This is a genomic window from Curtobacterium sp. MCLR17_031 (genome assembly GCF_003234775.2).
GTDB classification, from domain to species: Bacteria; Actinomycetota; Actinomycetes; order Actinomycetales; family Microbacteriaceae; genus Curtobacterium; species Curtobacterium flaccumfaciens.
Window position 1 is genome coordinate 1,827,152 of sequence record NZ_CP126270.1, and the last position, 22,591, is coordinate 1,849,742.

19 protein-coding genes are annotated in these 22,591 nt (G+C 70.6%); 8 read left to right on the plus strand and 11 right to left on the minus strand.

What is annotated here, in order from left to right; all coding sequences use genetic code 11:
* Window positions 1–57: 57 nt before the first annotated feature.
* The 4 genes from DEI96_RS08700 to DEI96_RS08715 all read right to left on the minus strand — a co-directional run bounded on the left by DEI96_RS08700 (window position 58) and on the right by DEI96_RS08715 (window position 7,447).
* Window positions 58–582: an Imm26 family immunity protein gene (locus tag DEI96_RS08700; RefSeq protein ID WP_111022816.1), complete on the minus strand. Its 525-nt coding sequence runs from the start codon at window positions 580–582 to the stop codon at window positions 58–60.
* Window positions 579–5,933, minus strand: coding sequence for a DUF6531 domain-containing protein (locus DEI96_RS08705; RefSeq protein ID WP_181440487.1), 5,355 nt, complete (start codon window positions 5,931–5,933; stop codon window positions 579–581). The genes DEI96_RS08700 and DEI96_RS08705 overlap by 4 nt, the downstream gene beginning before the upstream one ends.
* Before the next feature lie 147 nt (window positions 5,934–6,080).
* A complete protein-coding gene (locus tag DEI96_RS08710; RefSeq protein ID WP_111022818.1) occupies window positions 6,081–6,539 on the minus strand; it encodes a SufE family protein in 459 nt (152 codons plus the stop codon).
* Window positions 6,536–7,447 (minus strand): sulfurtransferase, encoded by a 912-nt coding sequence (locus DEI96_RS08715; protein ID WP_111022819.1) that lies wholly within the window; start codon window positions 7,445–7,447, stop codon window positions 6,536–6,538. Before DEI96_RS08715 ends, DEI96_RS08710 begins: the two co-directional genes overlap by 4 nt.
* Before the next feature lie 155 nt (window positions 7,448–7,602).
* Here DEI96_RS08715 and zapE point away from each other — a divergent pair, with 155 nt between their 5' ends.
* Window positions 7,603–8,625, plus strand: a complete 1,023-nt coding sequence (zapE, locus tag DEI96_RS08720) for a cell division protein ZapE (RefSeq protein WP_111022820.1) — start codon at window positions 7,603–7,605, stop codon at window positions 8,623–8,625.
* A 211-nt stretch (window positions 8,626–8,836) separates the two neighbouring features.
* Complete coding sequence (locus DEI96_RS08725) at window positions 8,837–10,111, plus strand: ammonium transporter (RefSeq protein ID WP_110859596.1); 1,275 nt, start codon at window positions 8,837–8,839, stop codon at window positions 10,109–10,111.
* A 223-nt stretch (window positions 10,112–10,334) separates the two neighbouring features.
* On the opposite strand, the gene DEI96_RS08730 is transcribed toward DEI96_RS08725, so the two are convergent.
* Window positions 10,335–11,306 carry an aldo/keto reductase gene (locus DEI96_RS08730; RefSeq protein ID WP_111022821.1) on the minus strand — a complete coding sequence of 324 codons (972 nt, stop codon included), beginning with the start codon at window positions 11,304–11,306 and terminating at the stop codon, window positions 10,335–10,337.
* A 116-nt stretch (window positions 11,307–11,422) separates the two neighbouring features.
* Here DEI96_RS08730 and DEI96_RS08735 point away from each other — a divergent pair, with 116 nt between their 5' ends.
* Entirely contained in the window at window positions 11,423–11,830 is a 408-nt protein-coding gene (locus DEI96_RS08735; RefSeq protein ID WP_110863841.1) for a ChaB family protein, read from the plus strand.
* Window positions 11,831–11,902: 72 nt separating this feature from the next.
* Window positions 11,903–12,871 (plus strand): beta-ketoacyl-ACP synthase III, encoded by a 969-nt coding sequence (locus tag DEI96_RS08740; protein WP_111022822.1) that lies wholly within the window; start codon window positions 11,903–11,905, stop codon window positions 12,869–12,871.
* A 100-nt stretch (window positions 12,872–12,971) separates the two neighbouring features.
* On the opposite strand, the gene DEI96_RS08745 is transcribed toward DEI96_RS08740, so the two are convergent.
* Window positions 12,972–13,847: a hypothetical protein gene (locus DEI96_RS08745; RefSeq protein WP_181440488.1), complete on the minus strand. Its 876-nt coding sequence runs from the start codon at window positions 13,845–13,847 to the stop codon at window positions 12,972–12,974.
* A 38-nt stretch (window positions 13,848–13,885) separates the two neighbouring features.
* Here DEI96_RS08745 and DEI96_RS08750 point away from each other — a divergent pair, with 38 nt between their 5' ends.
* Window positions 13,886–14,533 carry a hypothetical protein gene (locus tag DEI96_RS08750; RefSeq protein ID WP_146246882.1) on the plus strand — a complete coding sequence of 216 codons (648 nt, stop codon included), beginning with the start codon at window positions 13,886–13,888 and terminating at the stop codon, window positions 14,531–14,533.
* Window positions 14,534–14,550: 17 nt separating this feature from the next.
* Here DEI96_RS08750 and DEI96_RS08755 read toward each other — a convergent pair whose 3' ends face one another.
* From DEI96_RS08755 to DEI96_RS08775, 5 genes are all read right to left on the minus strand, one after another.
* Window positions 14,551–15,471: a hypothetical protein gene (locus DEI96_RS08755; RefSeq protein ID WP_111022824.1), complete on the minus strand. Its 921-nt coding sequence runs from the start codon at window positions 15,469–15,471 to the stop codon at window positions 14,551–14,553.
* A gap of 249 nt (window positions 15,472–15,720) precedes the next feature.
* Window positions 15,721–16,089, minus strand: a complete 369-nt coding sequence (fliW, locus tag DEI96_RS08760; protein WP_111022825.1) for a flagellar assembly protein FliW — start codon at window positions 16,087–16,089, stop codon at window positions 15,721–15,723.
* Window positions 16,086–16,967, minus strand: coding sequence for a flagellin N-terminal helical domain-containing protein (locus tag DEI96_RS08765; protein WP_111022826.1), 882 nt, complete (start codon window positions 16,965–16,967; stop codon window positions 16,086–16,088). Before DEI96_RS08765 ends, fliW begins: the two co-directional genes overlap by 4 nt.
* Window positions 16,968–16,969: 2 nt before the next feature.
* Window positions 16,970–18,391: a flagellar hook-associated protein FlgK gene (flgK, locus tag DEI96_RS08770; protein WP_111022827.1), complete on the minus strand. Its 1,422-nt coding sequence runs from the start codon at window positions 18,389–18,391 to the stop codon at window positions 16,970–16,972.
* A gap of 4 nt (window positions 18,392–18,395) precedes the next feature.
* Entirely contained in the window at window positions 18,396–18,881 is a 486-nt protein-coding gene (locus DEI96_RS08775; RefSeq protein WP_071403931.1) for a flagellar protein FlgN, read from the minus strand.
* A gap of 442 nt (window positions 18,882–19,323) precedes the next feature.
* Here DEI96_RS08775 and DEI96_RS08780 point away from each other — a divergent pair, with 442 nt between their 5' ends.
* The 3 genes from DEI96_RS08780 (at window position 19,324) to fliD (ending at window position 22,589) form a co-directional block, all read left to right on the plus strand.
* Window positions 19,324–20,139 (plus strand): sigma-70 family RNA polymerase sigma factor, encoded by an 816-nt coding sequence (locus DEI96_RS08780; protein ID WP_111022828.1) that lies wholly within the window; start codon window positions 19,324–19,326, stop codon window positions 20,137–20,139.
* A gap of 118 nt (window positions 20,140–20,257) precedes the next feature.
* On the plus strand, window positions 20,258–21,097 hold the full coding sequence (locus DEI96_RS08785) for a flagellin N-terminal helical domain-containing protein (RefSeq protein ID WP_071403929.1): 840 nt from the start codon (window positions 20,258–20,260) through the stop codon (window positions 21,095–21,097).
* A 103-nt stretch (window positions 21,098–21,200) separates the two neighbouring features.
* The gene (gene fliD / locus DEI96_RS08790; protein WP_258372756.1) at window positions 21,201–22,589 is read left to right on the plus strand and encodes a flagellar filament capping protein FliD; all 1,389 of its coding nucleotides are present in this window, start codon (window positions 21,201–21,203) and stop codon (window positions 22,587–22,589) included.
* The last annotated feature ends 2 nt before the right edge of the window (window positions 22,590–22,591 follow it).

The following is a 22,591-nucleotide window of genomic DNA, read 5'->3' on the forward strand; positions in this document are numbered from 1 at the left end:
CTTCCTCATCCAGATCATGATCTCCCTGGTTGATTCAGGATCGTCGTTCACGGACTGCTAGTCGCCGAACAATTCGGACGACGTAGGAGTTGGACGATATCGAACTTCGTCGTAGGCCGGGAGCCACGGTTCCAGACCGAAGTGAGCACGAACCGCCTTCTCGAGGACGATCGGGGAATCGATCGTGAGCCGCGGGACCTGGGTAGCCTCCTGTCCCGTTGCCCGGCGCATTCTCGTTCCGTCGAAGTTCGTCACCCGGACTCCGTCGTAGTCGTCTGATCCGAAGCTGTAGGCGGGCAGGAAACGTGCCTGATCCGGAGCGCGGTTGCCCACTATCTGCCACATCCCCGGTCGGAATCGGGCGTCGAACGTCATCCGGGCCAGGAGTGGCGGAGTTGCGGCCACCTCGCTGAGGTCGAGGCTCTGAACTGCATCTTCAGGAACGACCAGATCGAAGACGACGACGTAGAACGAACTCCTGTACTTGCCGATCACTTGTCCGAGGGCAGCCCTGCCGTCGCCGAGGGGCACTGTGAAGATGTCGCCGATCGAGACCCTGTAGACCTGCTGTTTCGTACTCAATACGGGCTTCCTCCTGCCGCGTCGTAACGCTTGTCGCTCATCTGGTGGCGCTTGTTGGACAGGCCGCCATCCGGGTTGCCCTTGTTCGTGGGTCCGCCTTCGTTGCGAATGTGGAACTCTTCTCGACGGTCCAGGTCGACTCCCGGGTGCCCCCTGTCGATCCTCTCAAATCTGAACGCCGCATCCGGGTGTTCTCGTGCGTGAGCGGCCTGGCGCAGGAGGAAGTGGTCTTCACTCTTGGTCTGTCCGATGTAGGGCTTCAGGCCGTCGGTGATGTCCGTGCGCCGGTAGATGATGCCCGGTGGTACCGGCGTCTCGTCGCCGAGCTTCGCCACGGACGTCGGCAGGTGGACCTTCGACATCGTGCCGCCGGTGGCCGCCGACGTCGCCGCACCCTCGGCAGCGTTCCGGAGCAGGTCGCCGGGGGTCACCGGCTGGCCACTCACCGCGTAGTTCGCGACGTTCTCCGCCGCACCTTCTGCTGCGTTCTTGACCAGCTGCTTGCCGATCAGGGCTCCGGCGCCACCGCCGACGGCACCGAAGGCCCCGCTGACGGCGACCTGGCCCCAGTTGACCTCGCCGGTGGTGGCCTTCTGGATGATGGTGTCGGCACCGGCGCTGATCAGCATCATGCCGACCGGACCGCCGACGCCGGTGGCGACGAGCACCCCGCCCGCAACGACCATGGCACCGCCGGCGACGTACTCCCAGTTGTCCGCGAACCAGTCACCGGTGGCTGCAGCGGCCCGGGCGAGCGGACCCTGTTCGGCTGCCGCGTAGGCCTCCAGCTCCGCGTCGGTGACGGGCGCGAGACCGAGCGGGTCGATGGCGTGCAGCGGATCGTTGCCGGCGAACGAGTACGGGTTGCCGGCCCAGGCTGCTCCGGCGGGCGCGCTGATCGGGTCGACGGACAGGAAGCCGCGCGACGACGAGTCGTAGGCGCGAGCACCCATCCACTCCAGGCCGGCGACCTGCAGCGAACCGTCGGCGCCGAGGGCGACCCCGCCCGGCAGACCGGAGCCGCCGAGGTCGACGAGCGTCTGCCACGGGTCGGCTTCGTCGGCTGCTCTGGTCGTGCGTCGACCGCTGGTGATCCAGCGGTCGTCCACCCCGATCAGGCCGCCGGGAGCGCGGAGCACCGGCTCGTCACCGACAGCGAGGAGCGTCGGCGCGAACGCGGCGGTGTCCCAGTCGATCGGGACGCCGTCGACATCGGCGAGTTCACCGAGGGCGTCGACCTGCAGGTCGGTTGTGGTGCTGCCTGCCGCGGTGGACTCCGCCACCCCGGTGAGGTGACCCTGCGGGGTCCAGCCGTACGTGGTCGTCACGCCGTCGGCTCGGAGCGCCTGCACCCGACGACCAGCGCCGTCGTAGGCGTACTCCACTTCGGGCAATCCGTCCGGAGCGTCGACCCTGCCCAGCTGTCCGGCGGCGTCGTACGTGAACCGTCGGGCCCCGGAGTCCGTCCGTTCCTCGACCAGACGCCCCGCCGCGTCGTAAACCCAGTCCGTGCGACCACCCTCGTGGACGGCGGCCACGAGCTGTGCGGCATCGTCGTGCTCGTAGGAGACGCTCTTCCCGGCGCCGGCGCCGTCGACCCGGGTGATCCGCCCATCGGCGTCGCGTGCGACCGTGCTGACCTGCGTGCCCTCCGCGTCGATGCGCGCGTGCCGGACCACGTGTCCGTTCACGTACTCCCAGGTCTGCAGCTGATCGCCGGCGCGGGCCTGCAGGAGTCGCCCTGCCGCGTCGTGCTCGTACCGGGCCTCGCCGAAGACCGAGTGCTCGACCCGGACGACCCGCCCTGCCGCGTCGTGCTCGTACCGGGTCGTGGACCCGTCCGGGGACTGCACCGAGGTGCGGAGTCCGTCGGCATCGTGGGTCCACCGGGTCTCGCGCGCGCCGGTGGCACGGCGGACGAGCTGGCCCAGTCGGCTGAACTCGAGGACGTGGGTGGCGGGGGAGTCCGGACGGGTCTCGTCGGTGATCGTCACCGTGCGAGCACGCGCATCGCGGTCGATGCGGCCGATCAACCGGTCCCCGGCGTACTGCGCGGATTCGCGCCCGGCCGCGTCGTACTCCCACCGCAGGACGCTCCCGTCCGGGTCCGTCTGGGTGAGCTGGCGCCCGGCCGCGTCGTAGGTCGCCGTCGTCGTGCGACCGAGCTGATCGGTGGACGAGGCCACCTTGTCGAGCTGCGTGTACGTGCGGACGGTCACCCCACCCAGCGGATCGACGGTACGGACGAGGCGCCCACGCTGGTCGTACTCGTACCGGGTGGTGCCGCCGAGCCCGTTCACCGCGGCGACGAGTTGCCCGGCGGCGTCGTAGCGGAAGGTCCGCTGGCCGAAGCGGGTGTCCCGCGCCGAGACCACGCGACCGACCCGGTCGTACCGGTACCGGGCGGTGCCGACCCCGGGCACGTCGGCGTGGACGACCCGACCCTGGCGGTCGTACTCGGTCCGGGCGACCTCGCCGGTCGGCAGGGTGCGCGCAACGACCCGTGAATCGGCGTCGTAGGTCAGCGTGGTGCGTGCGCCGGCGGGGTCGATCGCGCTGACCGGGCGGCCGCACGCGTCGTACTCGTACCGGGTGGTGCGGCCCGCCGGAGTGGTCACAGCGACGACTCGTCCGGCCAGGTCACGCTCGATCCTGGTGAGTCCACCGTCCGCGTCGACGAGTTCGACCGGGCGGCCGCAGGCGTCGTACGTCGTGAGTTCGGCGGAGGCGTCTGTGTGCTCGAGCCGGGTCGGGCGCCCGAACTCGTCGGTCGTGACGGACACGGCATCGAAGGCGTCGCGAACCGTGGAGACGCCGTCCGCGCGCGAGCGACGCACTTCGGTGCGGACACCGGTCGGGTCGACCGTGGCACCGAGGGCTCCGACCGCGTCGTACTCGCGCTTCCAGGTGCCGCCGGCCGGGTCGACCACGGCTTCGAGTCGGGAGAGCGCGTCGTGCACGAACGCCCACTCGGCACCGTCGGGCAGGGTCATCGACGAGACGTTGCCGAAGGCGTCGAAGTCCTTCGTCACGACGCGACCGAGGGGATCCGTGGTGGACACGATCTCGCCGTGCTGGCCGTAGGTGACCTCGGTGCGGGCACCGGTCGGGTCGATCGTCGCCGTGACCCGACCGCCGTCGCCGTGCTCGAACCGCCACAGCCCGCCGTCCGGGTCCTCACGCGCGGTGAGCAGTCCGGCGGCGTCGTAGCGGTACCGGGTCCGGTTGCCGAGCGGTGTGGCCGCCTCGATGATCCGGCCTCCGGGGTCGCGGACCAACTGCGCGGTGTCACCGACGGCGTTTTCGACCCCGATGAGCTCACCGGACGCATCGTGGTGGAAGGAGACGACGACGCCCATCGGATCGGTCGTCCCCACGAGCAGGCCGTCCCGCCACTCGAGCAGCGTGCGACCGCCGACAGGGTCGATGACGACGGAGGGGTTCCGGTCCTCGCCCGCGTACTCGTACTCGACGACCCCGCCGTTCGCGGTGACCACCGTGGTCATGCGGTCCTGCTCGTCGTACCCGAAGGTCAGGTCGGCGCCCTCCGGTGTCACGGTCCGGGCGCGCCGTCCCCGCTCGTCGTACCCGTGGACGGTCACCTGACCATCGCGCTCGGTCACCGAGACGAGGTTGCCGTGCGGGTCGTACGACATCGACTGACGCTGCCCGTCGGTGTCGATGATCCCGACGACGCGTCCCTTCCGGTCGGCGATCCAGGTGTTCGCGTGGGCCCCGTCGACGTCCGACACCGAGGTGACCCGCCCCCGCAGGTACGTGAACCGGACCTGTCGACCGAACGGTGTGCGCTGCTCGACGACCCGGCCGCGGTCGTCGTAGGTGTTCTCGCACTCGACGACCCCCGTCGCAGCGGTCACTCGGTCGATCAGCCCGTCCGCGTTCCAGCGGTACCCGCGACTGCCGACGGCATCGGTCGCCCGGACCAGCCGGCGGGCGTCGTCGTAGTGGTACTCGACGCGTCGCCCGTCCGAGGCAGTCGTCGACGCCACGCGGTCGCCCGCGTACTCGACGTCGACGAACCGTCCGAACACGTGCGACAGGCGCGTGATGCGGTCCTGCTCGTCACGCCGCACCGTCACCTCGGTACCCGGTCCGCGATCGCTGCTCAGCCACAGCCCGGACCGCGTGAACGCCCAGCGACCACCGGCGTTGTCCTGGACGACGAGGGCGTTCCCCTCGGCCCGGAGCCACAGGTCTTCGCCGACCGCGCAGTCCCAGCCGTCGCCCTCCCGCGGGAAGTCGACCTGCCGACCGTCGTCAAGCACGACCGAAGCAACATCGTCGCTGACCTCGAGCCGGATGTCGAGGATGGAGGACCAGCCGAGCCCGAACACCCCGATGCGGCCGTCGAGCGAGTTGTACATCCGGGTGAGCCGGAGCGACGCGGCCTGCCCCGCGAAGGACAGGTCGGTCTCGGGCTCGAGGAAGTTCCCTGTCGCGGTGTTCACCGGGTCGTCGGCGAACCCGTTGGTCGGGGGCGTTCCCATCGCCGAGAACGGTCCGATGGTGAAGTCGTCACGTCCGGCGTCGATCCCCGCCGAGGACAGGGCGGCCGCGATCGCCGCATCCGACAGCGTCGCGGGCCCGGCACCACCACCGGCGGCCTCGAACTGCGCGGCGACGGTGCCCGCCCAGTCGGCGTCCTGCCCGTTCGCCGTGAGCCAGTCGTTCACCGCGGTCAGCAGCGACTGGGCGTTCAGGGTGCCCCAGCAGGGGTTGCACTCGGCCTCGTAGTCGCTCAGGGCGTTGCGGAACGTGGAGACGGCGCTCGACAGGTCCGAGTCGAGCGTCCGGGTGTTCGCCTCGAAGGAGCGGAGGTCGTCGGGGACGGCCGACGACGTCCCACCGCTGGTCCCACCACCCGCGGGGATCTCGCGCCCCTTGACGCTGACCTCCTCCGCCTGCAGTCGCGGCTCCGGCTCGGGCTCCGGCGGCTTCGGATCGTCGCCCCCGCCGAACCACGTCGAGACCTCGTGCCCGGCAGCGACGAGGAGGTTCTCCTCGCGTTCACGGTTGCGGGCGTCCCACGCCTTCGCCTGCTTCCGCCGGTCGTCCTCGTCCTTCGCTGCGTCGCGGAGTTCCTGCACGAACCCCGACAGGCTCTGCAACGACTCGACGAGCTTCGTCGCGCTGCGCGCACCGATGTCGGCGTTGTCCGCGAAGACCTCGGAGAAGTACCCCCGGAACTCCGCACTCGCGGTCGTCACCGACGACGACCGCGATCCGGACTGGCCGCCGATCGACGACGCGAGCGCCGTCGAAGCCGATTTGAGCGTGTCCGCCGCGCCGTACGAGTAGCCGGTCGGATCGTTCCCGTGGATCTTCGCCATCGTCAATTCCCCCCATGGTGTTGACCGGCCCATCCTGTCACGGCCAGCGACTGAAATGCCAGAGGACCGCATGCATCCGAAACGAGCAACGGACAGGAGGCGCGGTGCCAGCTGGCACCGCGCCTCCTGTCCGTCAGCGGGTCGCGTCTACGCGACCGCCGCCTGCACCTGACGCTGCACGCGTCCGAGCATGCCCACCATGCCGCGGATCCGCAGCGGGCTGACCGCCTCGGACAGGCCGATGGTCAGCGGGTAGTCCGTCGGGACGGCGAGCACCTGCTCGACGGTCAGGCCGGACAGGCCCTGCGCCAGGATCGAGGCGAAGCCGCGGGTGGTCGGCGCCTCGCGCGGGGCGGTGGCGTGCATCCGGACCACGTCCGGGGCGTCGCCGTCCTCGCCCACCGTCACGGTGATGAAGACGGGGGACTGGCACTCCTCCACGCGTTCGAGCTCGTCCTCGTGCCCCTGCAGGCGTGCGGGCAGTGCGGGCAGCTCGTTCGAGAACTCGAGCAGGAGCTGCAGGCGGTCCTTCTGGCCCAGGGCGAGGAAGTCGTCGCGGATCTCGGCGAGGGTGGTGGGGAGTGGTGCGTCGGTGCTGGCGTTCATCGGTTCGGAACAGTACCCGGCTCGGATCCCTGCACGATGGGGACGCGGACGGCGCTGCCCCACTCCGTCCACGAGCCGTCGTAGTTGCGGACGTTGTCGTAGCCGAGCAGGTGCTGCAGGACGAACCAGGTGTGGCTCGAGCGCTCACCGATGCGGCAGTAGGCGATGACCTCGTCGGCGTCTCCGATGCCGGCACCGTCGCGGTAGACGGCGTCGAGCTCGTCGCGTGTCTTGAAGGTGCCGTCGGGGGCGGCGGCCGTCGCCCAGGGGATGTTCACGGCGGTGGGGACGTGTCCGCCGCGCAGCGCACCCTCTTCCGGGTAGTCGGGCGCGGTCGTGCGCTCCCCGCTGTACTCCGGGGCGCTGCGGACGTCGATGAGCGGCTTGCCGAGGTGCGCGAGGACGTCGTCCTTGAAGGCGCGGACGGGCTCGTCGTGGCGCTCGACGACGGGGTACTGGACGGGCGTGACCGGGGTCTCGTCGGTGGTCAGGGCGCGGTCCTCGGCGATCCACTTGCCGCGACCGCCGTCGAGCAGGCGGACGTCATCGTGACCGAACAGGGTGAAGACCCAGAGGGCGTACGCCGCCCACCAGTTGTTCTTGTCGCCGTAGATCACGACCGTGGTGTCGCGGCCGATGCCCTTGCCACCGAGGAGCTCGGCGAACGCGGCGCCGTCGATGTAGTCGCGCTGCACCGGGTCGTTGAGGTCGGTGTGCCAGTCGATCTTCACGGCGCCCGGGATGTGCCCCGTCTCGTAGAGCAGGACGTCCTCGTCGGACTCGACGACCAGCAGGTCGGGCGCGCCGGCCCCGGCGTCGAGTTGCTCCTGCAGCCACTCGGTGGAGACGAGGCGCTCCGGGTGCGCGTAGGCGGCGAACTTCTCGGACGGGTCGACCGGTGCGGTCATCGGGGGTACCTCCAGGGGTGCGGGGGAGCGTGGTGCTGGGCGGGCTTGGTGCCCGGGTGCGTGCTGCCGGTGCCGGACTAGGATCGGGCGTCGGTGCCTGTGGGCAACGGTACGCGGACGTACCGTGCCCCTGACGCAACGTGACACCCCACGACATGCTTCCCGGAAGGGTTCCCCGATTGCCCGCTCACCTCGTCGACCGTGATCCCCAGGTGACGCCGCAGCAGATGGCTGCGGCGCTCGTGCCCCCGCCGCAGTTCACGGACGCGTCGTTCGACTCGTACCGGCCGGACCCGGACTACGACTCGCAGGCCTCGGTCCGCGATGCCGTCGCCGCGTTCGTGGCCGCCGGTCCGGCCGAGTCCCCGCGGCGCGGGCTGTTCGGTCGTCGGAAGCAGGTGGCGGAACCGGCGGCGAAGTCCGGTGTGTACCTGGACGGCGGGTTCGGTGTCGGCAAGACCCACCTGCTCGCAGCCGCCTACCACGCGGCCACCGGCCGGAAGACCTTCGGCACGTTCATCGAGTACACCGCGCTCGTGGGCGCCCTGGGGTTCCAGGGCACGGTCGACCTGCTCCGCGGCACCGCGCTGGTGTGCATCGACGAGTTCGAGCTCGACGACCCGGGCGACACGATGGTGATGACCCGGCTCATCAAGGAACTGACCGAGACCGGCACCCGCTTCGCCGCGACGTCGAACACGCCCCCGGGCGCGCTCGGCGAGGGACGCTTCGCCGCGCAGGACTTCCTGCGCGAGATCCAGGCGATGTCGGACCGCTTCGACACCATGCGCATCGACGGCCTCGACTACCGCCGACGTGCCGTGGACGAGTCGGCGCAGGTGGTGTCCGACGTGCCCGCCGCGCTGCCGTCCGGCTCCGTGACGCTCGACGACTTCGGTGCGGTGGTCGCGCACCTGGGTTCCGTGCACCCCTCGAAGTACGTCGCGCTGGTCGAGGACCTCGACGCCGTCGGGCTCACCGACGTCCGGGCGTTCACCGACCAGACCGACGCGCTGCGCTGGGTCGCCCTGGTGGACCGACTGTACGACGCGCAGGTGCGCATCGTCGCGTCGGGTACCCCGCTCGACCAGGTGTACCCCGACGTGATGCTCGAGGGCGGGTACCGCAAGAAGTACCTGCGCGCGGCGTCCCGTGTGGTGGCGCTCACCCGCGCCTGAGCACCCCTCGCCGTCCGGACCGATCTGTCCACGGCGGTCTCGTGCCCCTCGTGCAGGGGACATCGGGCCGTCGGAAACACGACGTTTACAAACGGCGTGGTCGCGTTACATCCGCGAAACAGTTCGTGCTCCCTCGTGAAACCTCGCCTCGCCAGACTCTGTGACACCCGAGGCGGTCCAAGAGCCGCTCGTGCAATCGAGAGGTGAGCAGATGCTTGATCAGGGCAACACGACGTTCGTGTTGGTGATGGCTGCGCTGGTGTTGTTCATGACACCCGGCCTGGCCTTCTTCTACGGCGGCTTGGTGAAGGCCAAGTCCGTCATCTCCATGATGATGATGTCGTTCGGTGCGATCGCGCTCGTGAGCGTGCTCTGGGTGGTCTACGGCTACGCGATCGCCTTCGCCAACCACGGCGACGGCACGGCGGTCTCCGGTGTGGTCGGGTTCTTCAGCATCGACTGGAACCAGATCGGCCTCGGCCAGGCCTTCGAGGAAGCGCAGTCCTCGAACATCCAGGCGGCGTACCCGTCGATGGCCTTCGTCGGCTTCCAGGCAACGTTCGCGATCATCACCGTCGCGCTCATCTCCGGCGCCATTGCCGACCGCGCCAAGTTCGGCGCGTGGATGGTCTTCGCCGGCGTCTGGGTCACGGTCGTCTACTTCCCGGTCGCCTCGTGGGTCTTCAACCTGACCTCGGGCTGGGCCGCCACGTGGGGCGTCATCGACTTCGCCGGTGGCACCGCGGTGCACATCAACGCCGGTGCAGCGGGTCTCGCCCTGGCGATCGTCCTCGGCAAGCGCGTCGGCTTCGCCAAGGGCGCGCACAAGCCGCACAACCCGCCCTTCGTCCTGCTCGGTGCCGCCATCCTGTGGTTCGGCTGGTTCGGCTTCAACGCCGGCTCCGAGGGTGCTGCTGACGGCATCGCCGCGATCGCCTGGGTGAACACCCTCGCCGCCCCGGCCGCCGCCATCCTCGGCTGGCTGCTCATCGAGAAGCTCAAGGACGGCAAGGCGACCTCCGTCGGTGCCGCCTCGGGTGCCGTCACCGGCCTCGTCGCGATCACCCCGGCCTGTGCCGCGCTGACCCCGGGCTGGGGCATCCTGCTCGGCTTCCTCGCCGGCATCGTCTGCTGCTTCGCGATCGACTGGAAGTACCGTCTCGGCTTCGACGACTCGCTCGACGTGGTCGGCGTCCACCTGGTCGGCGGCATCTTCGGCACGCTGTTCCTCGGCTTCTTCGCCAACGACACCGGCCTGATCTACTCGGGCTCGTTCGAGCAGCTCGGCAAGCAGGCCGCAGCGGCCCTCGCCGTCGGCGTCTACTCGTTCGTGCTCGCCCTGGTCATCGGGTTCGCCATCGAGAAGACGATGGGCTTCCGCGTCAAGACCGAGGACGAGGTCGCCGGCATCGACACCGCGGTCCACGGCGAAGAGGGCTACGTCCTCTACGAGCAGACCGACGACAGCCCGGTCAGCGTCCGCTAGACACGCTCCACCACCGCACGACGACGGGCCCCGCGCACACAGCAGCGCGGGGCCCGTCGTCGTTGCGTTGGTCGCGTTCTCGACGTGACCACGGCCGGGAGGCGCGGTGCGGGTCCGGCCCGCACCGCGCCTCCAGGCAGATGGTCGCGTCAGCGACCCGTTGGTTCCGTTGGTACCGGTGGTTCCGCTGGTTCCGCTGGTTCCGTTGGTTCCGCCGGTTCCGTCACCAGGCGTAGTCCTCCGGCGAGGTCTCGTGCCCCGGGAAGATCTCGTCGAGGCGGTCCAGCGCACGCTGGTCGAGGCGGATGTCGACGGCGCGGACCGCGGACTCCCACTGCTCCATCGTGCGGGGGCCGGTGATCGGCGCCGTGACGCCGGGCTGGTGCAGCAGCCAGGCGAGGGCCAACTCGCCGGGCGTGTGGCCGAGCTCCTTCGCGAACGACTCGTACGACTGCAGCTGGTCGCGGTGCGCGTCGACGTACTCGGCGCTGCGGCCGGAGAGCCGACGGGAGCCGTTCTCGGCCTTCTCGATGACGCCGCCGAGCAGGCCGCCCTGCAGCGGCGACCAGGGGATCACGCCGAGGCCGTACGCGCGGGCAGCGGGCAGGACCTCGCGCTCGACGTCGCGGACCACGAGGTTGTAGATCGACTGCTCGCTGACCAGGCCGAAGGTGTTCCGGCGCTTCGCTGCCTCCTGCGCCTGGGCGATGTGCCACCCGGCGAAGTTCGACGAGCCGACGTACAGGACCTTGCCCTGCTGCACGGCGACGTCGATCGCCTGCCAGATCTCGTCCCACGGCGTCGCACGGTCGACGTGGTGGAACTGGTACAGGTCGATGTGGTCGGTCTGCAGCCGCTGCAGGCTCGCGTCGAGCGACTGCCGGATGTTCAGGGCGCTGAGCTTGCCGCCGTTCGGCCAGTCGGTCATCTCGCCGTAGACCTTCGTGGCGAGGACAGTCTTCTCGCGGCGACCGCCACCCTTGGCGAACCACCGTCCGATGATCTCCTCGGTGGCACCCTTGCCCACCGAGCCGCCGTAACCGTTGGCGGTGTCGAAGAAGTTGACGCCGAGCTCGTGGGCCCGGTCCATGATCGCGTGCGAGTCGTCCTCGCTGGTCTCCGGGCCGAAGTTCATCGTGCCGAGCACGGCGCGGGAGACGGACAGACCGGTGCGACCGAGGTGTGTGTAGTCCATGAGACGGGTCTACTCGTGACGCGCTGCCGGCGCCAGGCCCTGGGAGTACCGGTCGGTGCTTGGCTCTCGTTGTGCTGGTCGGAGTAGTCAGGGTGGACCACTCGAGAGGAGCAGCCATGCCAGCCAAGGACGAGATCCCCAGCACCCTGCAGCGGTCCCCGGAGCACGCGCAGGAGATCTTCGAGAAGACACTGGACTCGGCGAACGAGACGTACGGCCCGGGTGAGCGGGCGCACCGCACCGCGTTCGCCGCCGTGAAGCACGAGTACGAGAAGGTCGGCGACCACTGGGAGGAGAAGGAGTCCTCCGGGCCGTCCGACTCCGGTGCCGCCGGTTCGCGTGGTGCTGGCTCGGGCTCATCCGGGAAGACCGAGGGCGGTGTCGACGCGAACGCCTCGAAGGCGCACCTGATGGACGTCGCGAAGCGGCTCGACGTCAGCGGCCGCTCGAAGATGACGAAGGACGAGCTGGTCGAGGCGATCGGCAAGGCGAACGACCGCGCGACCGCTGCCGCGCGGAAGTGACCATGGGTGCGTGGGTGCCGTGCATGCCCCGCTCGGCATGCGGCGGTGGGGTGAGGGGGTAACGTGCCGACGATGAACATCCCAGCACTCCGCGGCAGCCGGATCCTCGGGTTCGGACATCACCAGCCCGAACGTGTCTTGACCAACGACGAGCTGTCGACGATGGTCGACACGAACGACGAGTGGATCCGCACCCGCACCGGGATCCAGACGCGTCGGATCGCCGGGCCCGACGACACCGTGACGTCGATGGCGATCGAGGCCGGACGCCGTGCCCTCGCCGACGCCGGGGTGTCGCCCTCGGCCGTCGGACTCGTCATCGTCGCCTCCACCACCCATCAGGACCGCGCCCCGTACACGGCAGGCCGCGTCGCCGCCGCACTGGGCATGACGAACGGCCCGGCGCCGATCGACATCAACACCGCGTGCAGCGGGTTCGAGTACGCGCTCGGGCTCGCCGACCAGTCCATCCGCACCGGTTCGGCCGACGTCGCGCTCGTCATCGGCTCCGAGGTGCTGTCCGGGATCGCCGACTGGACGGACCGGTCGACGTGCGTGCTCGTCGGCGACGGGGCCGGTGCCGCCGTGCTCGGGGTCGCCGAGACGCCCGAGATCGGCCCGGTGTCGTGGGGGAGCGTGCCGCACCTGCTCGACGCCGTGCGTGTCGAAGGATCGCCGGGGCGCTTCAACCAGGAGGGTCGCTCGATCTACCGGTGGGCCATCACCGAGGCCGAGGGGCACGCCCGCAAGGTCGTCGAGGCCGCCGGGCTCACGATGGACGACATCGAGGTGTTCGCGTTCCACCAGGCGAACCTGCGGATCATCGAGCCGCTCGTCACCGCGCTCGGCGGGGAGTCGAAGTTCGTCATCCGTGACGTCGTCGAGTCCGGGAACACCTCGGCCGCCAGTGTGCCGCTCGGCCTGTCGAAGGCCTGGGAGCGTGGTGACCTGCCGGAGGGGGTGCCGGCCCTGCTCTTCGGGTTCGGTGGCGGGTTCGCCCACGCCGGGCAGGTCGTGACGACGCCGGTGCGGTCCTTCTAGGACACGGGGTTCGACACAGACACACGAACGGCCCGGGCAGCGTGCCCGGGCCGTTCTGCGTCAGCGCTTCGGACGCTGGTTCAGCGCTTCGCGCAGGGGTTCATCGCTTCATGCCGCGGTCGTCGTTGCCCGGCTCGGTCCAGAGGTCCTGGTCCTTGCCCGCGCCGCGCTTCCACGGCAGTGCGCGGCGGGTCTTCTCCGCCGCGGGGGTCACGGTCAGCACGATCGGGAACTGCGCCGGCGGCATACCGAAACCCGTCCGCGACGCCTGGATCACCTTGCGACCCAGCGCGTGGTTGCCGAGGCCACCGACGGCTGCGCCGATACCGAACGGCAGGGCCCGACCGAGCACCGACCCGCCCTGTCGGATGGCGAAGCGCTTGATGAACTGGTCTCGGACCTGTCCGCCGATGCCGTTCACCATCTGCTTCGGGAGTGACGAGGTCACCATCTCGCCCCAGAACGCGGTCCGGACCTGGCCACCGGCGATCTGACCACCGAGTTGCTTGATCAGTTGCGTCCCCGGGGCGCCGAGGATCATCGCCATCACCAGGGTGCGGGCACGCTCCGGGTCGTCCAGCGCGATCCCGTGCACCTCGGTCACCGACTGGGCGAACAGCGCCGTGGTCTCGAGGAACCCGATCGTCTCTGCACCGCTCAGTCCGAGCGCGGCCACCATCCCGACGCCCGGGATCACGGCGCTCGCACCAACTGCGGCACCACCGGTCGTCACGGCAGTGAGGTACTGCCGCTCGAGGATCTGGATGACCTCGGCGGGCGTGGCATCGGGCTTGCGGCGGCGGATCGCCTTGACGTGCGCCACGACCGCCGGCCGCTGCACGCTGATGGCACGGTCGAGCAACTTGACCCATCCGGCCGGCTGCTGTGGTTGCGGGGTTCTGGAGTCGTCTGACGTGGGGGAGACCTGGGCGTTCGGCAGGGGCACGATCGCCTGGTCCTTCGGGGAGCGGGCCATGCGCTCACCGTACGCCGGGCATGTGGGAGGCTCGCTGGATGGACAGCGACCGGACAGCGCAAGCCCTCGACATCGCTCGCCGCGCGGCCGGGTTCCTGACAGTCCACGAGGTCACCGCACTCGCACCGGACGTCCGCGTGCTCGACCCCGGGTCCGTCCTGATCGGGGCGGGTGTTTCCGTCCGGCCCGGCGCCGTGCTGCACCCGTCCACGACCCTGGAGACCCGTGACGGAGGCGTGATCTCCGTCGCTTCCGGAGCACGACTCGGACCAGGGCCGGTGACCATCGTCGCGTCTGCGGCGACCGTGCACATCGGGGCGGGCGCCGAATTCGGTCCGGGCCCCGTCACCGTCGTCGCGGACGGGTCCGACGTCGTGATCGGCGGTCGGGCTCGCCTGACGGCCGGGTGTCTCGTCGAGGGGCCGGCGCGGATCGGCGCGGGCGCGCAGGTGCTCGGTCCGGTGTCCGTGCGCGACGTCGAGCTCGAGGACGGCGGCGACCACCGCGAGCCCGACCCGGACCACCGCGGCGGCGTGGTGAAGGGCACCGGGCCGGTCCGTGGTGTGCGTGTGGGACTCGGCGAGGTCGTGGTCGGTGGGGTGGCGCACGCCGGTGAAGCGTCCGGTCGGCCGCGGATCGAGCGTCAGCGCACCTACCACCCGGATGCGCCACGCCGCCCGCGCTGATCGTCGGGCACGCCGTCTCAGCACGGGACACCCGCACGCCGGAGGGCGGCCCGCACCCGGTCGGGCCGCATCAGGTCGGCCCACGAGAGCCGCACGACCGCCCGGACCTCGGGGAACGACCGGATGAAGTCCTCACGTCGCTTCTCGCGCCAGTGCGCGTCCGCGGTGGATCGCCCGTCGAGCAGCGCCGGGTCCTCGTACTTCGCGCGGCCGTCGACCTCGACCACGACGCCCTGGTCGGGGAACCAGAAGTCCACGACCGCCGTGGCCGATCCGGCCCGGGCGAACACGTGCTGCTGCACCGGCTCGGGCACACCCAGCTCTCGGAACCGCACCCGGCACACCGACTCCGCGGGCGAACCCGACAGCGCCGACCCCATCCCCACCGCGATCCCCGCCTTGGTCCGGGCGAAGGCCAGCGATGCGTGTTCTGCGTCCAGCGCCTCACGGTCGGCGAGCCGACGGGAGAGCACGGCATCGACGACGGGGAGTGCTTCGAGCAAGGAGCGCGTCGCAGCGACGTCGATGGCTGTCCTCGCGGCCGTCGTCGTGGGGGTCGCGTGCTGATCGACGAGGACTGCGGGTGGCCGCTCCTGTGCACCGTGCCGGACGAACCACGCCGTGACGCGGGTGTGCGTCGTGGTCGGATCGGCGAGGTGCACCTTGGGTGGTGCTGCCCCGATCAACGGGAGTCCGAGGACCGCGCACGCAGACTGGTGTGAGACGACATCGGTCGCTCGGAGTCGGTGCGCCGAGGCCCGGACGAGCACGTGGTGCTGCTCACCCGGGTGCATCCCTTCGAGTGCGCCCGGGCGGACGAGGACGCCGGGGCGGAGGCGTTCGTACCGTCCTTGGCGGACATCGCGCTCAAGCGCGCGGCGTTCGGCGGGGGTCGCACCCGTCGTGCGGATCAGTTCGACGTCGTTCGCTCTGGACATGACACCAGGCTCGCCGAACCTCGTGGCCCAGCCCTCGCCATCGCCCAATCTGTGGAGAGTCGGGCGGCGACGACGACCTGTGCAGGACTGACCATCTGCAACGCGCGTGCATCGTGCGACGATCCACGCGTCGAACGACTCGTGTCTTGTCGTCACATGCACACGCAACCTCTGCGTGCACATCTTCCGACGATCCACGCGTCGAACGACTGGTGGAATGTCGCAGAACGGGTGTGAACCCGGCGCCACCTACACCCGCGCGAGCTCCGCCCGCAGCGGCAGGCCCTGCTCCTCGAGGATGACCTGCGCGCCCACGGCCGTCCGGGCGTTCACGACGATCGGCGCGAGCAGGTTGACCGTGGTGCCGGACGCACCGGGGTTCGCGACCACGAGCAGCATCGCGTCGGCGGGGTCGGTCAGCCCGAGCCCGGCGGCCTGCTCGTCGGTGAGCTCCGGCGCGTACGACGGCAGGTGCACCGCGGCGTCGAGCAGGAACAGCCGTGCGTCGTCGCCGACGAGCGTGAAGAGCCCCTCGGCGCCGTCGACCGGCGACAGCTCGAAGGCCGCGGCGGGGGCGAGCCCGAACGGCGGGACGGCGAAGGTCAGGGAGATGCTCATCGGAGGTAGTCCATCAGGGTCGGCTGCAGGACCTTCGCGGTGACGGCGAGGGCTGCCTGGTAGTTGGTCTGCTGCACCTGCAGGTCGAGGACGGCCTTCGCGAGGTCGACGTCCTCGATGTCGGCGCGACGGCTCTCGAGCGAGACGGTCGCGGACTTCAGCGAGTCCTGCGCCGTGAGCGCGGCGGCGTGCCGGATCCCGACGTCGGCCTGGGCGCCGCGGACGGTCCCGAGTGCGCCGTCCACGTCGTTGATCCGAGCGTTCACGTTCACCCCGTTCTGCAGGTCGTTGACGATGGAGTCGATCACCGCGAACACCGAGTCGTCACCGGACCCGAAGACCGCGGTGCCGGCGGTGTCGACGCGCACCGTCGTGCCGTCACCGATCCGCCGGGACACGTCGGTGCCGGCGGCCGCCCAGCCCGTGGCGGGGTCGTAGGCAGCAGCAGCGGTCGACGATCCAGCGAACACCGAGCGGGTGCCGTAGGTGGTGTTGGCACGCGCCTCGAGGTCCGCCTTGAGCGACCGGAACTGCGTGACGAAGGCGTCGCGGTTCGTGTCGCTCATCGTGCCGGAGTTCGCGGCCTGCACGGTGAGGTCGCGAACGTTGTTGAGCACCGAGTAGACGCTCGACAGCGCACTGTCGGTGGTCGCGAGCCAGGCCGCGGCGTCGTTCGCGTTCCGCGCGTACTGCGCCGCAGCGGCCTGCTCCTTGCGCACCTGCATCGACGACGCGGTACCGACCGGGTCGTCCGAGGGCTTCTGGATCGCACGCAGCGTCGTGGCCTGGTCGGTGAGCTCGGCGACCCGCGCGGCCCCGGCCTGCAGCCGGGCCGACGCGGCCGCCATCGACATCTGGGTGGTCACACGGGTGATCACGATCAGCCCCTCCCGACGAGTCCGACGCGGTTGATGATGGTGTCGAGCATCTCGTCGACCGCGGTCAGGACGCGCGCCGCGCCCTGGTACGCGTGCTGGTAGCTCAGCAGGTTGACGTTCTCCTCGTCGAGGTCGACGCCGGCGCTCGACTGCTGCTGGGTGCGTGCGTTGGTGAGTGCGAGTCCGGTCATCGTGGATTCCGACGTCGCCGACCTGGAGGCGGTGCCCACCCCCGCCACGAACGTCGCCCAGACCTGGTCGGCACCGTCCGACGACGCCCCGAGTCGCGCGAGCGCGTCGGCGAACGAGTCGTCGAGTTCCCCCGCCGCGTTCCGCGTCGCCAGCCCACTGGCGTCCGTGGGGACGACGCCGAGTGCCTGGGCGGCGGGGACGCCGGCCGCCAGGGAGAAGAAGGGTGCGCCGGTGGTGCCGGCCGGGGTGGTCCCGGCGGCGTGCAGGGTGTTCACGGTGGTGGCGAGCCGCGTGGCCACGGCGTCGTAGGACGCGGAGGCCTCAGCGAGTGCGCCGCCGGTACCGGTGCCGGACGCCGGCGCGAGGACCGCGAGGGCGCCGCCGATCGAGCCGCCGCTCAGCCCGACCGCCCCGGCCGTTCCGGTGGTCCAGGTCAGGGTGACCGCGGTGCCGTCGGCCAGACGCTCGCCGCCGCCGAGGGCGACCGAGCGGGCGTCGGTGCCCTGCACGAGCGGGTTGCCGCCGAGGAGCACGTCGACCGTGCCGTCGGCGTTCGTCCGGGTGGTGCCGCCGGCGAGCGTGGCGATCTGCTGTGTGAGCTGGTCGCGCTGGTCGAGCAGCTCGTTGGCGTTGCCGCCCGAGGCGAGCGCGGTGCGGATCCGGCCGTTCAGGTCGGCGACCTGTTCCGCGGCGCCGTTCAGCTGGGCGACCTGCCCGGTCAGGGTGCCGCGCACCGAGGACCACTGCGCGTCGACGGCCTTCGAGCCGGCGGCCAGCGCGGAGACGACGGTGCCGGCGGCCCCGAGCACGGCGCTGGCGGCACCCGGGTCGTCGGGGTGGCTGGCGAGCTCGCTCCAGGACGACCAGAACCCGTCGAGCTTGGCGCTCAGGCCGTCCTTGCCGGGCTCGTGCAACCCGGTCTCGAGGGCGGACAGTGCCGTGGCGCGGGCATCGGCGTAGGCCGAGGAACCGGCGGCGACGCGGACGCCGGCGTCGAGCGTGAGGGACGCCAGGCGGGCGATGCCGTCGACCGAGACGCCCTGGCCGGCGAGGGCCGCGGTGCCCCGCATGAACCCGGTCTGGGTCGCGGGGATCGAGTTCTGCGTGACGCGCTGCCGGGTGTACCCGGTGGTGCCGGCGTTCGCGATGTTCTGGCCGGTGACGTCGATGCCGGCACGGGCGGCGGCGAGGCCGGAGTAGGCCGTCGCGAGGGATCCGAAGGTGCTGACCACGGTGCTACAGCGTCCCCTCGAACAGGCGGGCGCCGTCCTGGCCTGCGCCGGACGTGCCACTGGCGTCGTAGGTGGCGGCACCGGTGACGGTGCCCGCCAGGGTCTCCTCGGTGGCCTGGGCGGCGGCACGGAGGAACCGGTCGTTCTCGTCGCGCAGGGCGCCGATCTGGGTGGTCAGTTCGACCATCGCGGTGAGGTGCGACGACAGGATCTCGCCCCACGGCCCGTTCGGCGCCGCGGCGACGACGTCGCGCAGGGGAGCGTCGGCGGGGACGCCCCACTCCTCGGCGACCTCGGCGCTCTGTGCGGCGCGTTCGAGACCGGTGCTGCGGAGCCGGTCGAGGACCTGCTCGACCTCGCGGCTGGCGTGCGACACCCAGCGGGAGCGGCCCGCGGTGAGCAGGAGCTGCTCCTCCTCGAGCTTGAAGGTGAGCAGTTCGAGCAGCTCGCGTTCGCGCCAGAGCACGGCGGACAGGTCGTTCACGCTCATCAGCTCCTCCCAGGTGGTGGTTCGTCGGGGTGGCCCCCGGTCCGTCATCCTGCGGACACCGGGACCTATCGACTCGGTGACCGCGACCGTAAGCCCCGGCTGCCGAGTGCCGTCCCGCGTACTCGTCGACGCTGTGACCCGATGACCCCCGTCGGGGGACAAGAACGAGCGTTCCCGACCCTGAGTCCCCCCAAATGCCGACCGAAAATCGGGCCTGACACCCCCGCACTGGGGACGGTTGTGCACCTGCTCAGCGCATTGCCAGCCGATACATTCAGAACGCACCCCGGGGGACACCCGGAACCGCGCGGGAACGATGCGGGTGCACCGCTCGGAGGGACCCGGGCGGGTCTTCGGCGTACGCACCGGCCATCCGAGGCCGGCGTCCGTCGCGCCCACGGACGGGTGAGCCGACACACGTCAGGTCGACCAGGGGAACAGCATGGACCGCACCGAACGCAACGCGATGATCGTGGAGCACCTCCCGCTCGTGGGCTATATCGTGGCCGACGTCCGCTCCCGGGCGACGCACCTGGACCGCGACGACCTCGCCGCCGTCGGGTCCCTCGCACTCGTCGCAGCCGCCGAGGCGTTCGACCCGACCCTCGGTGTGCCGTTCGGCGCCTACGCCCGCACCCGGATCGCCGGCGCGCTGGCGGACGACATGCGCTCGGCCGACTGGGCGTCCCGCGGCACCCGGAAGCGGATCCGCGAGACCCTCGCCACGCAGGAGGCCCTGTCCGCGCGCCTCGGCCGGAGCGTCGGTGCGCAGGAGATCGCCGATGCCATGGGCGTCGACAAGCAGACCGCCGTCGACGCCATGAGCGACGCCGCCCGCACCGTCGCGCCGCTCGACGAGACCGTGCACGACCTCGTCGCCGCGGACCTGCCGCTCCCCGGGGACGACCTGCTCGAGACCGAGAAGCGCCGCTACCTCCGCGCCGCGGTCCAGGCACTGCCGGAGCGGATGCGCTTCATCGTCGAGGCTGTCTACTTCGGGGACCGCTCGGTCACCGACGTCGCCGCCGAGCTCGGCATCACGCACTCGGCCGTCTCGCAGCAGCGCTCCGAGGCGATGCGCCTGCTCCACGACGGTCTCGCCGCCCACTACGGCGACGGCACCACCGTCGAGCCCGCGAGCCGCACCACCGCGGCCCGTCGCAGCGCCTACCTCGCCCGTGTCGCCACGAACGCCGCCGCCGGTGTCGCGCGCGCGGTGCACGACGCCGCAGCAGGACCGGCGGTCGCGGCGAGTTGAGACGTCGGCGGAAACTTCTCCGCCGATCCCCTAACGACTCCCGGCAACCGGTCGAGAGTCATCCATGTCAGCCCACGGACGGGCCGACGCACGACCCACATTCACGGAGGAAACCACCATGGGTATGTCCATCAACACCAACCTCTCGGCACTCAACACGTACCGGAACCTGAACTCGACGCAGAACGACCTGTCGAAGTCCCTCGAGAAGCTCTCGAGCGGCCTCCGCATCAACCGTGCTGCCGACGACGCGTCCGGTCTGACGATCTCCGAGGGGCTGAAGTCCCAGGTCGGTGGCCTCACGGTCGCCGCCCGCAACGCGCAGGACGGCATCTCCGTCGTGCAGACCGCTGAAGGTGGCCTCACCGAGACCCACTCGATCCTCCAGCGCATGCGCGACCTGGCCGTCCAGGCCGGCAACGACTCGAACAACGCGGACTCCCGCACGGCGATCACCACCGAGGTCGGCGAGCTCACCAAGGAGCTCACCCGCATCTCGGCGTCGACCAACTTCAACGGCATCAACCTGCTCGACGGCTCCGCCGGCGCCGCAGGCGTCCTGAAGTTCCAGGTCGGCGCGAACGGCGACGCGGCGAGCCAGATCGACGTGGACCTGTCGAAGTCGAACGTGGAGTCCGTGTCGACCGCGGTCGGCGCGCTCACCTTCGACTCGGCGACGAACGCTCAGGCTGCCATCACCGCGATCGACGAGCAGATCAAGTACGTCTCCGCCGCCCGTTCGAGCATCGGTGCAGTCCAGAACCGCTTCGACCACGCCATCAACGTGACGAACGTGGCCAAGGAGAACCTCACCGCTGCCTCCTCGCGCATCACCGACGTCGACATGGCGGAGGAGATGGTCAAGTACACGCGCGACAACATCCTCAGCCAGGCCGGCACCTCGATGCTCGCGCAGGCGAACCAGAGCACCCAGGGCGTGCTCTCGCTCCTGCGCTAGCCATCACGTGGTCCGCCCTCCGGGCCCCTTCGGGCGCGGAGGGCGGACCTCGCCGTCCTGACCACCTCCACGACGCCAGGGAGTGTCGACGATGTCCTCGTCCGTGTCATCGAGCACCAGCCTCGCGATCGACGGTCTGGTCAGCGGTCTCAAGACGACCGACCTCATCAACTCGCTGATGAGCGTCGAGGGGGTCCCGCAGACCCTGCTCAAGAACAAGCTCACCACCACCAACTCGTTCATCTCGTCACTGCAGACGCTCAACGGGTTGATCCAGGGGCTCGCCACGAAGGCCGCGGACGCCGCGAAGGCCTCGTCGCTCGACCTCTTCGCCGCGACGAGCACCGCGCCGAGCGTCACCGCCGTCACCGGTACCGGAGCGACCGCGGGCTCCATCAGCTTCACCGTCGGATCGACTGCCTCGGCCCAGGTCGGGGTGACGGCCGCGATGTCGACGTGGTCGACCGGTGCGCAGCCGATCACGATCGTCGGCGCGGACGGCAAGTCGACCACCGTGACGCCGGCGTCCGGTTCGCTCGACGACGCCGTGTCCGCCCTGAACAAGTCCGGTGCGGGCGTCACCGCGACGAAGGTCTCCGCCGGCACCGATGTCGACGGCACCAAGCTCTACCGCCTGCAGCTCACGTCCGCGAAGACCGGAGCGGCCGGCGGGTTCCAGGTGTACCGGGGCGGCGCCGACGACGTGGCAGCGGGCACCGCGACGAACGTCCTCACCGAGACCGGCGCCGCCGTCGTCACCGCGGCGACCGACGCCAGCGTCACCCTCTGGGCAGGCACCGCCGCCGCGCAGACGGTCACGAGCGCCACGAACACCTTCACCGGGCTCGTCCCGGGGCTCGACGTCACCGTCTCGAAGGCCACCACCGACCCCGTCACCGTGACGATCGCGCAGGACACCACCAAGGCCCAGTCCGTGGCCTCCGGGCTCGTCGACGCGATGAACGCGATCGCGGCCTACTACAAGACGAACACCGCGGTGTCGAGCTCGACCAGCGCGACGTCCGGCACGACGACGACGAAGGCCGGTGTCCTGCTCGGCGACGGTGCGTCCCGCGACGCGGTGCAGCGGCTCACGAGCACGATGTCCGCCCCGGTCGACGGCAAGTCCCCGTCGACGATCGGCATCGTGATCACGAAGGACGGCACGTTCACCTTCGACCCCGAGGTCTTCCAGAAGGCCCTCGCCACCGACCCGAAGGCCACCCAGGCGATGCTCTCCGGGGTCGCCGCGAACGTCGGCGCCGCGGCCACCGCCGCGTCCGACAAGTACGACGGCTCGGTCACCACGTCCATCACCGGGCAGCAGGCCGTCGCCAAGGACCTCACCACCCAGATCGACAGCTGGACCGACCGGCTGGCGATGCGCCGGGCCTCGCTGCAGACCCTCTACTCATCCCTCGAGACCAGCCTCAGCAAGCTCCAGTCGCAGTCGAGCTGGCTCGCCAGCCAGCTCGCATCGACTTCGAGCTGACG

Coding starts and splice junctions, on each gene's coding strand:
- DEI96_RS08785 (WP_071403929.1), top strand. CDS start 20,258: ATGGGTATGTCCATCAACACCAACCTCTCGGCACTCAACACGTACCGG.
- DEI96_RS08710 (WP_111022818.1), bottom strand. CDS start 6,539: ATGAACGCCAGCACCGACGCACCACTCCCCACCACCCTCGCCGAGATC.
- DEI96_RS08780 (WP_111022828.1), top strand. CDS start 19,324: ATGGACCGCACCGAACGCAACGCGATGATCGTGGAGCACCTCCCGCTC.
- DEI96_RS08715 (WP_111022819.1), bottom strand. CDS start 7,447: ATGACCGCACCGGTCGACCCGTCCGAGAAGTTCGCCGCCTACGCGCAC.
- fliW (WP_111022825.1), bottom strand. CDS start 16,089: ATGAGCATCTCCCTGACCTTCGCCGTCCCGCCGTTCGGGCTCGCCCCC.
- DEI96_RS08750 (WP_146246882.1), top strand. CDS start 13,886: ATGGACAGCGACCGGACAGCGCAAGCCCTCGACATCGCTCGCCGCGCG.
- DEI96_RS08705 (WP_181440487.1), bottom strand. CDS start 5,933: ATGGCGAAGATCCACGGGAACGATCCGACCGGCTACTCGTACGGCGCG.
- zapE (WP_111022820.1), top strand. CDS start 7,603: ATGCTTCCCGGAAGGGTTCCCCGATTGCCCGCTCACCTCGTCGACCGT.
- DEI96_RS08775 (WP_071403931.1), bottom strand. CDS start 18,881: ATGAGCGTGAACGACCTGTCCGCCGTGCTCTGGCGCGAACGCGAGCTG.
- DEI96_RS08745 (WP_181440488.1), bottom strand. CDS start 13,847: ATGGCCCGCTCCCCGAAGGACCAGGCGATCGTGCCCCTGCCGAACGCC.
- DEI96_RS08730 (WP_111022821.1), bottom strand. CDS start 11,306: ATGGACTACACACACCTCGGTCGCACCGGTCTGTCCGTCTCCCGCGCC.
- DEI96_RS08755 (WP_111022824.1), bottom strand. CDS start 15,471: ATGTCCAGAGCGAACGACGTCGAACTGATCCGCACGACGGGTGCGACC.
- DEI96_RS08725 (WP_110859596.1), top strand. CDS start 8,837: ATGCTTGATCAGGGCAACACGACGTTCGTGTTGGTGATGGCTGCGCTG.
- DEI96_RS08735 (WP_110863841.1), top strand. CDS start 11,423: ATGCCAGCCAAGGACGAGATCCCCAGCACCCTGCAGCGGTCCCCGGAG.
- DEI96_RS08740 (WP_111022822.1), top strand. CDS start 11,903: ATGAACATCCCAGCACTCCGCGGCAGCCGGATCCTCGGGTTCGGACAT.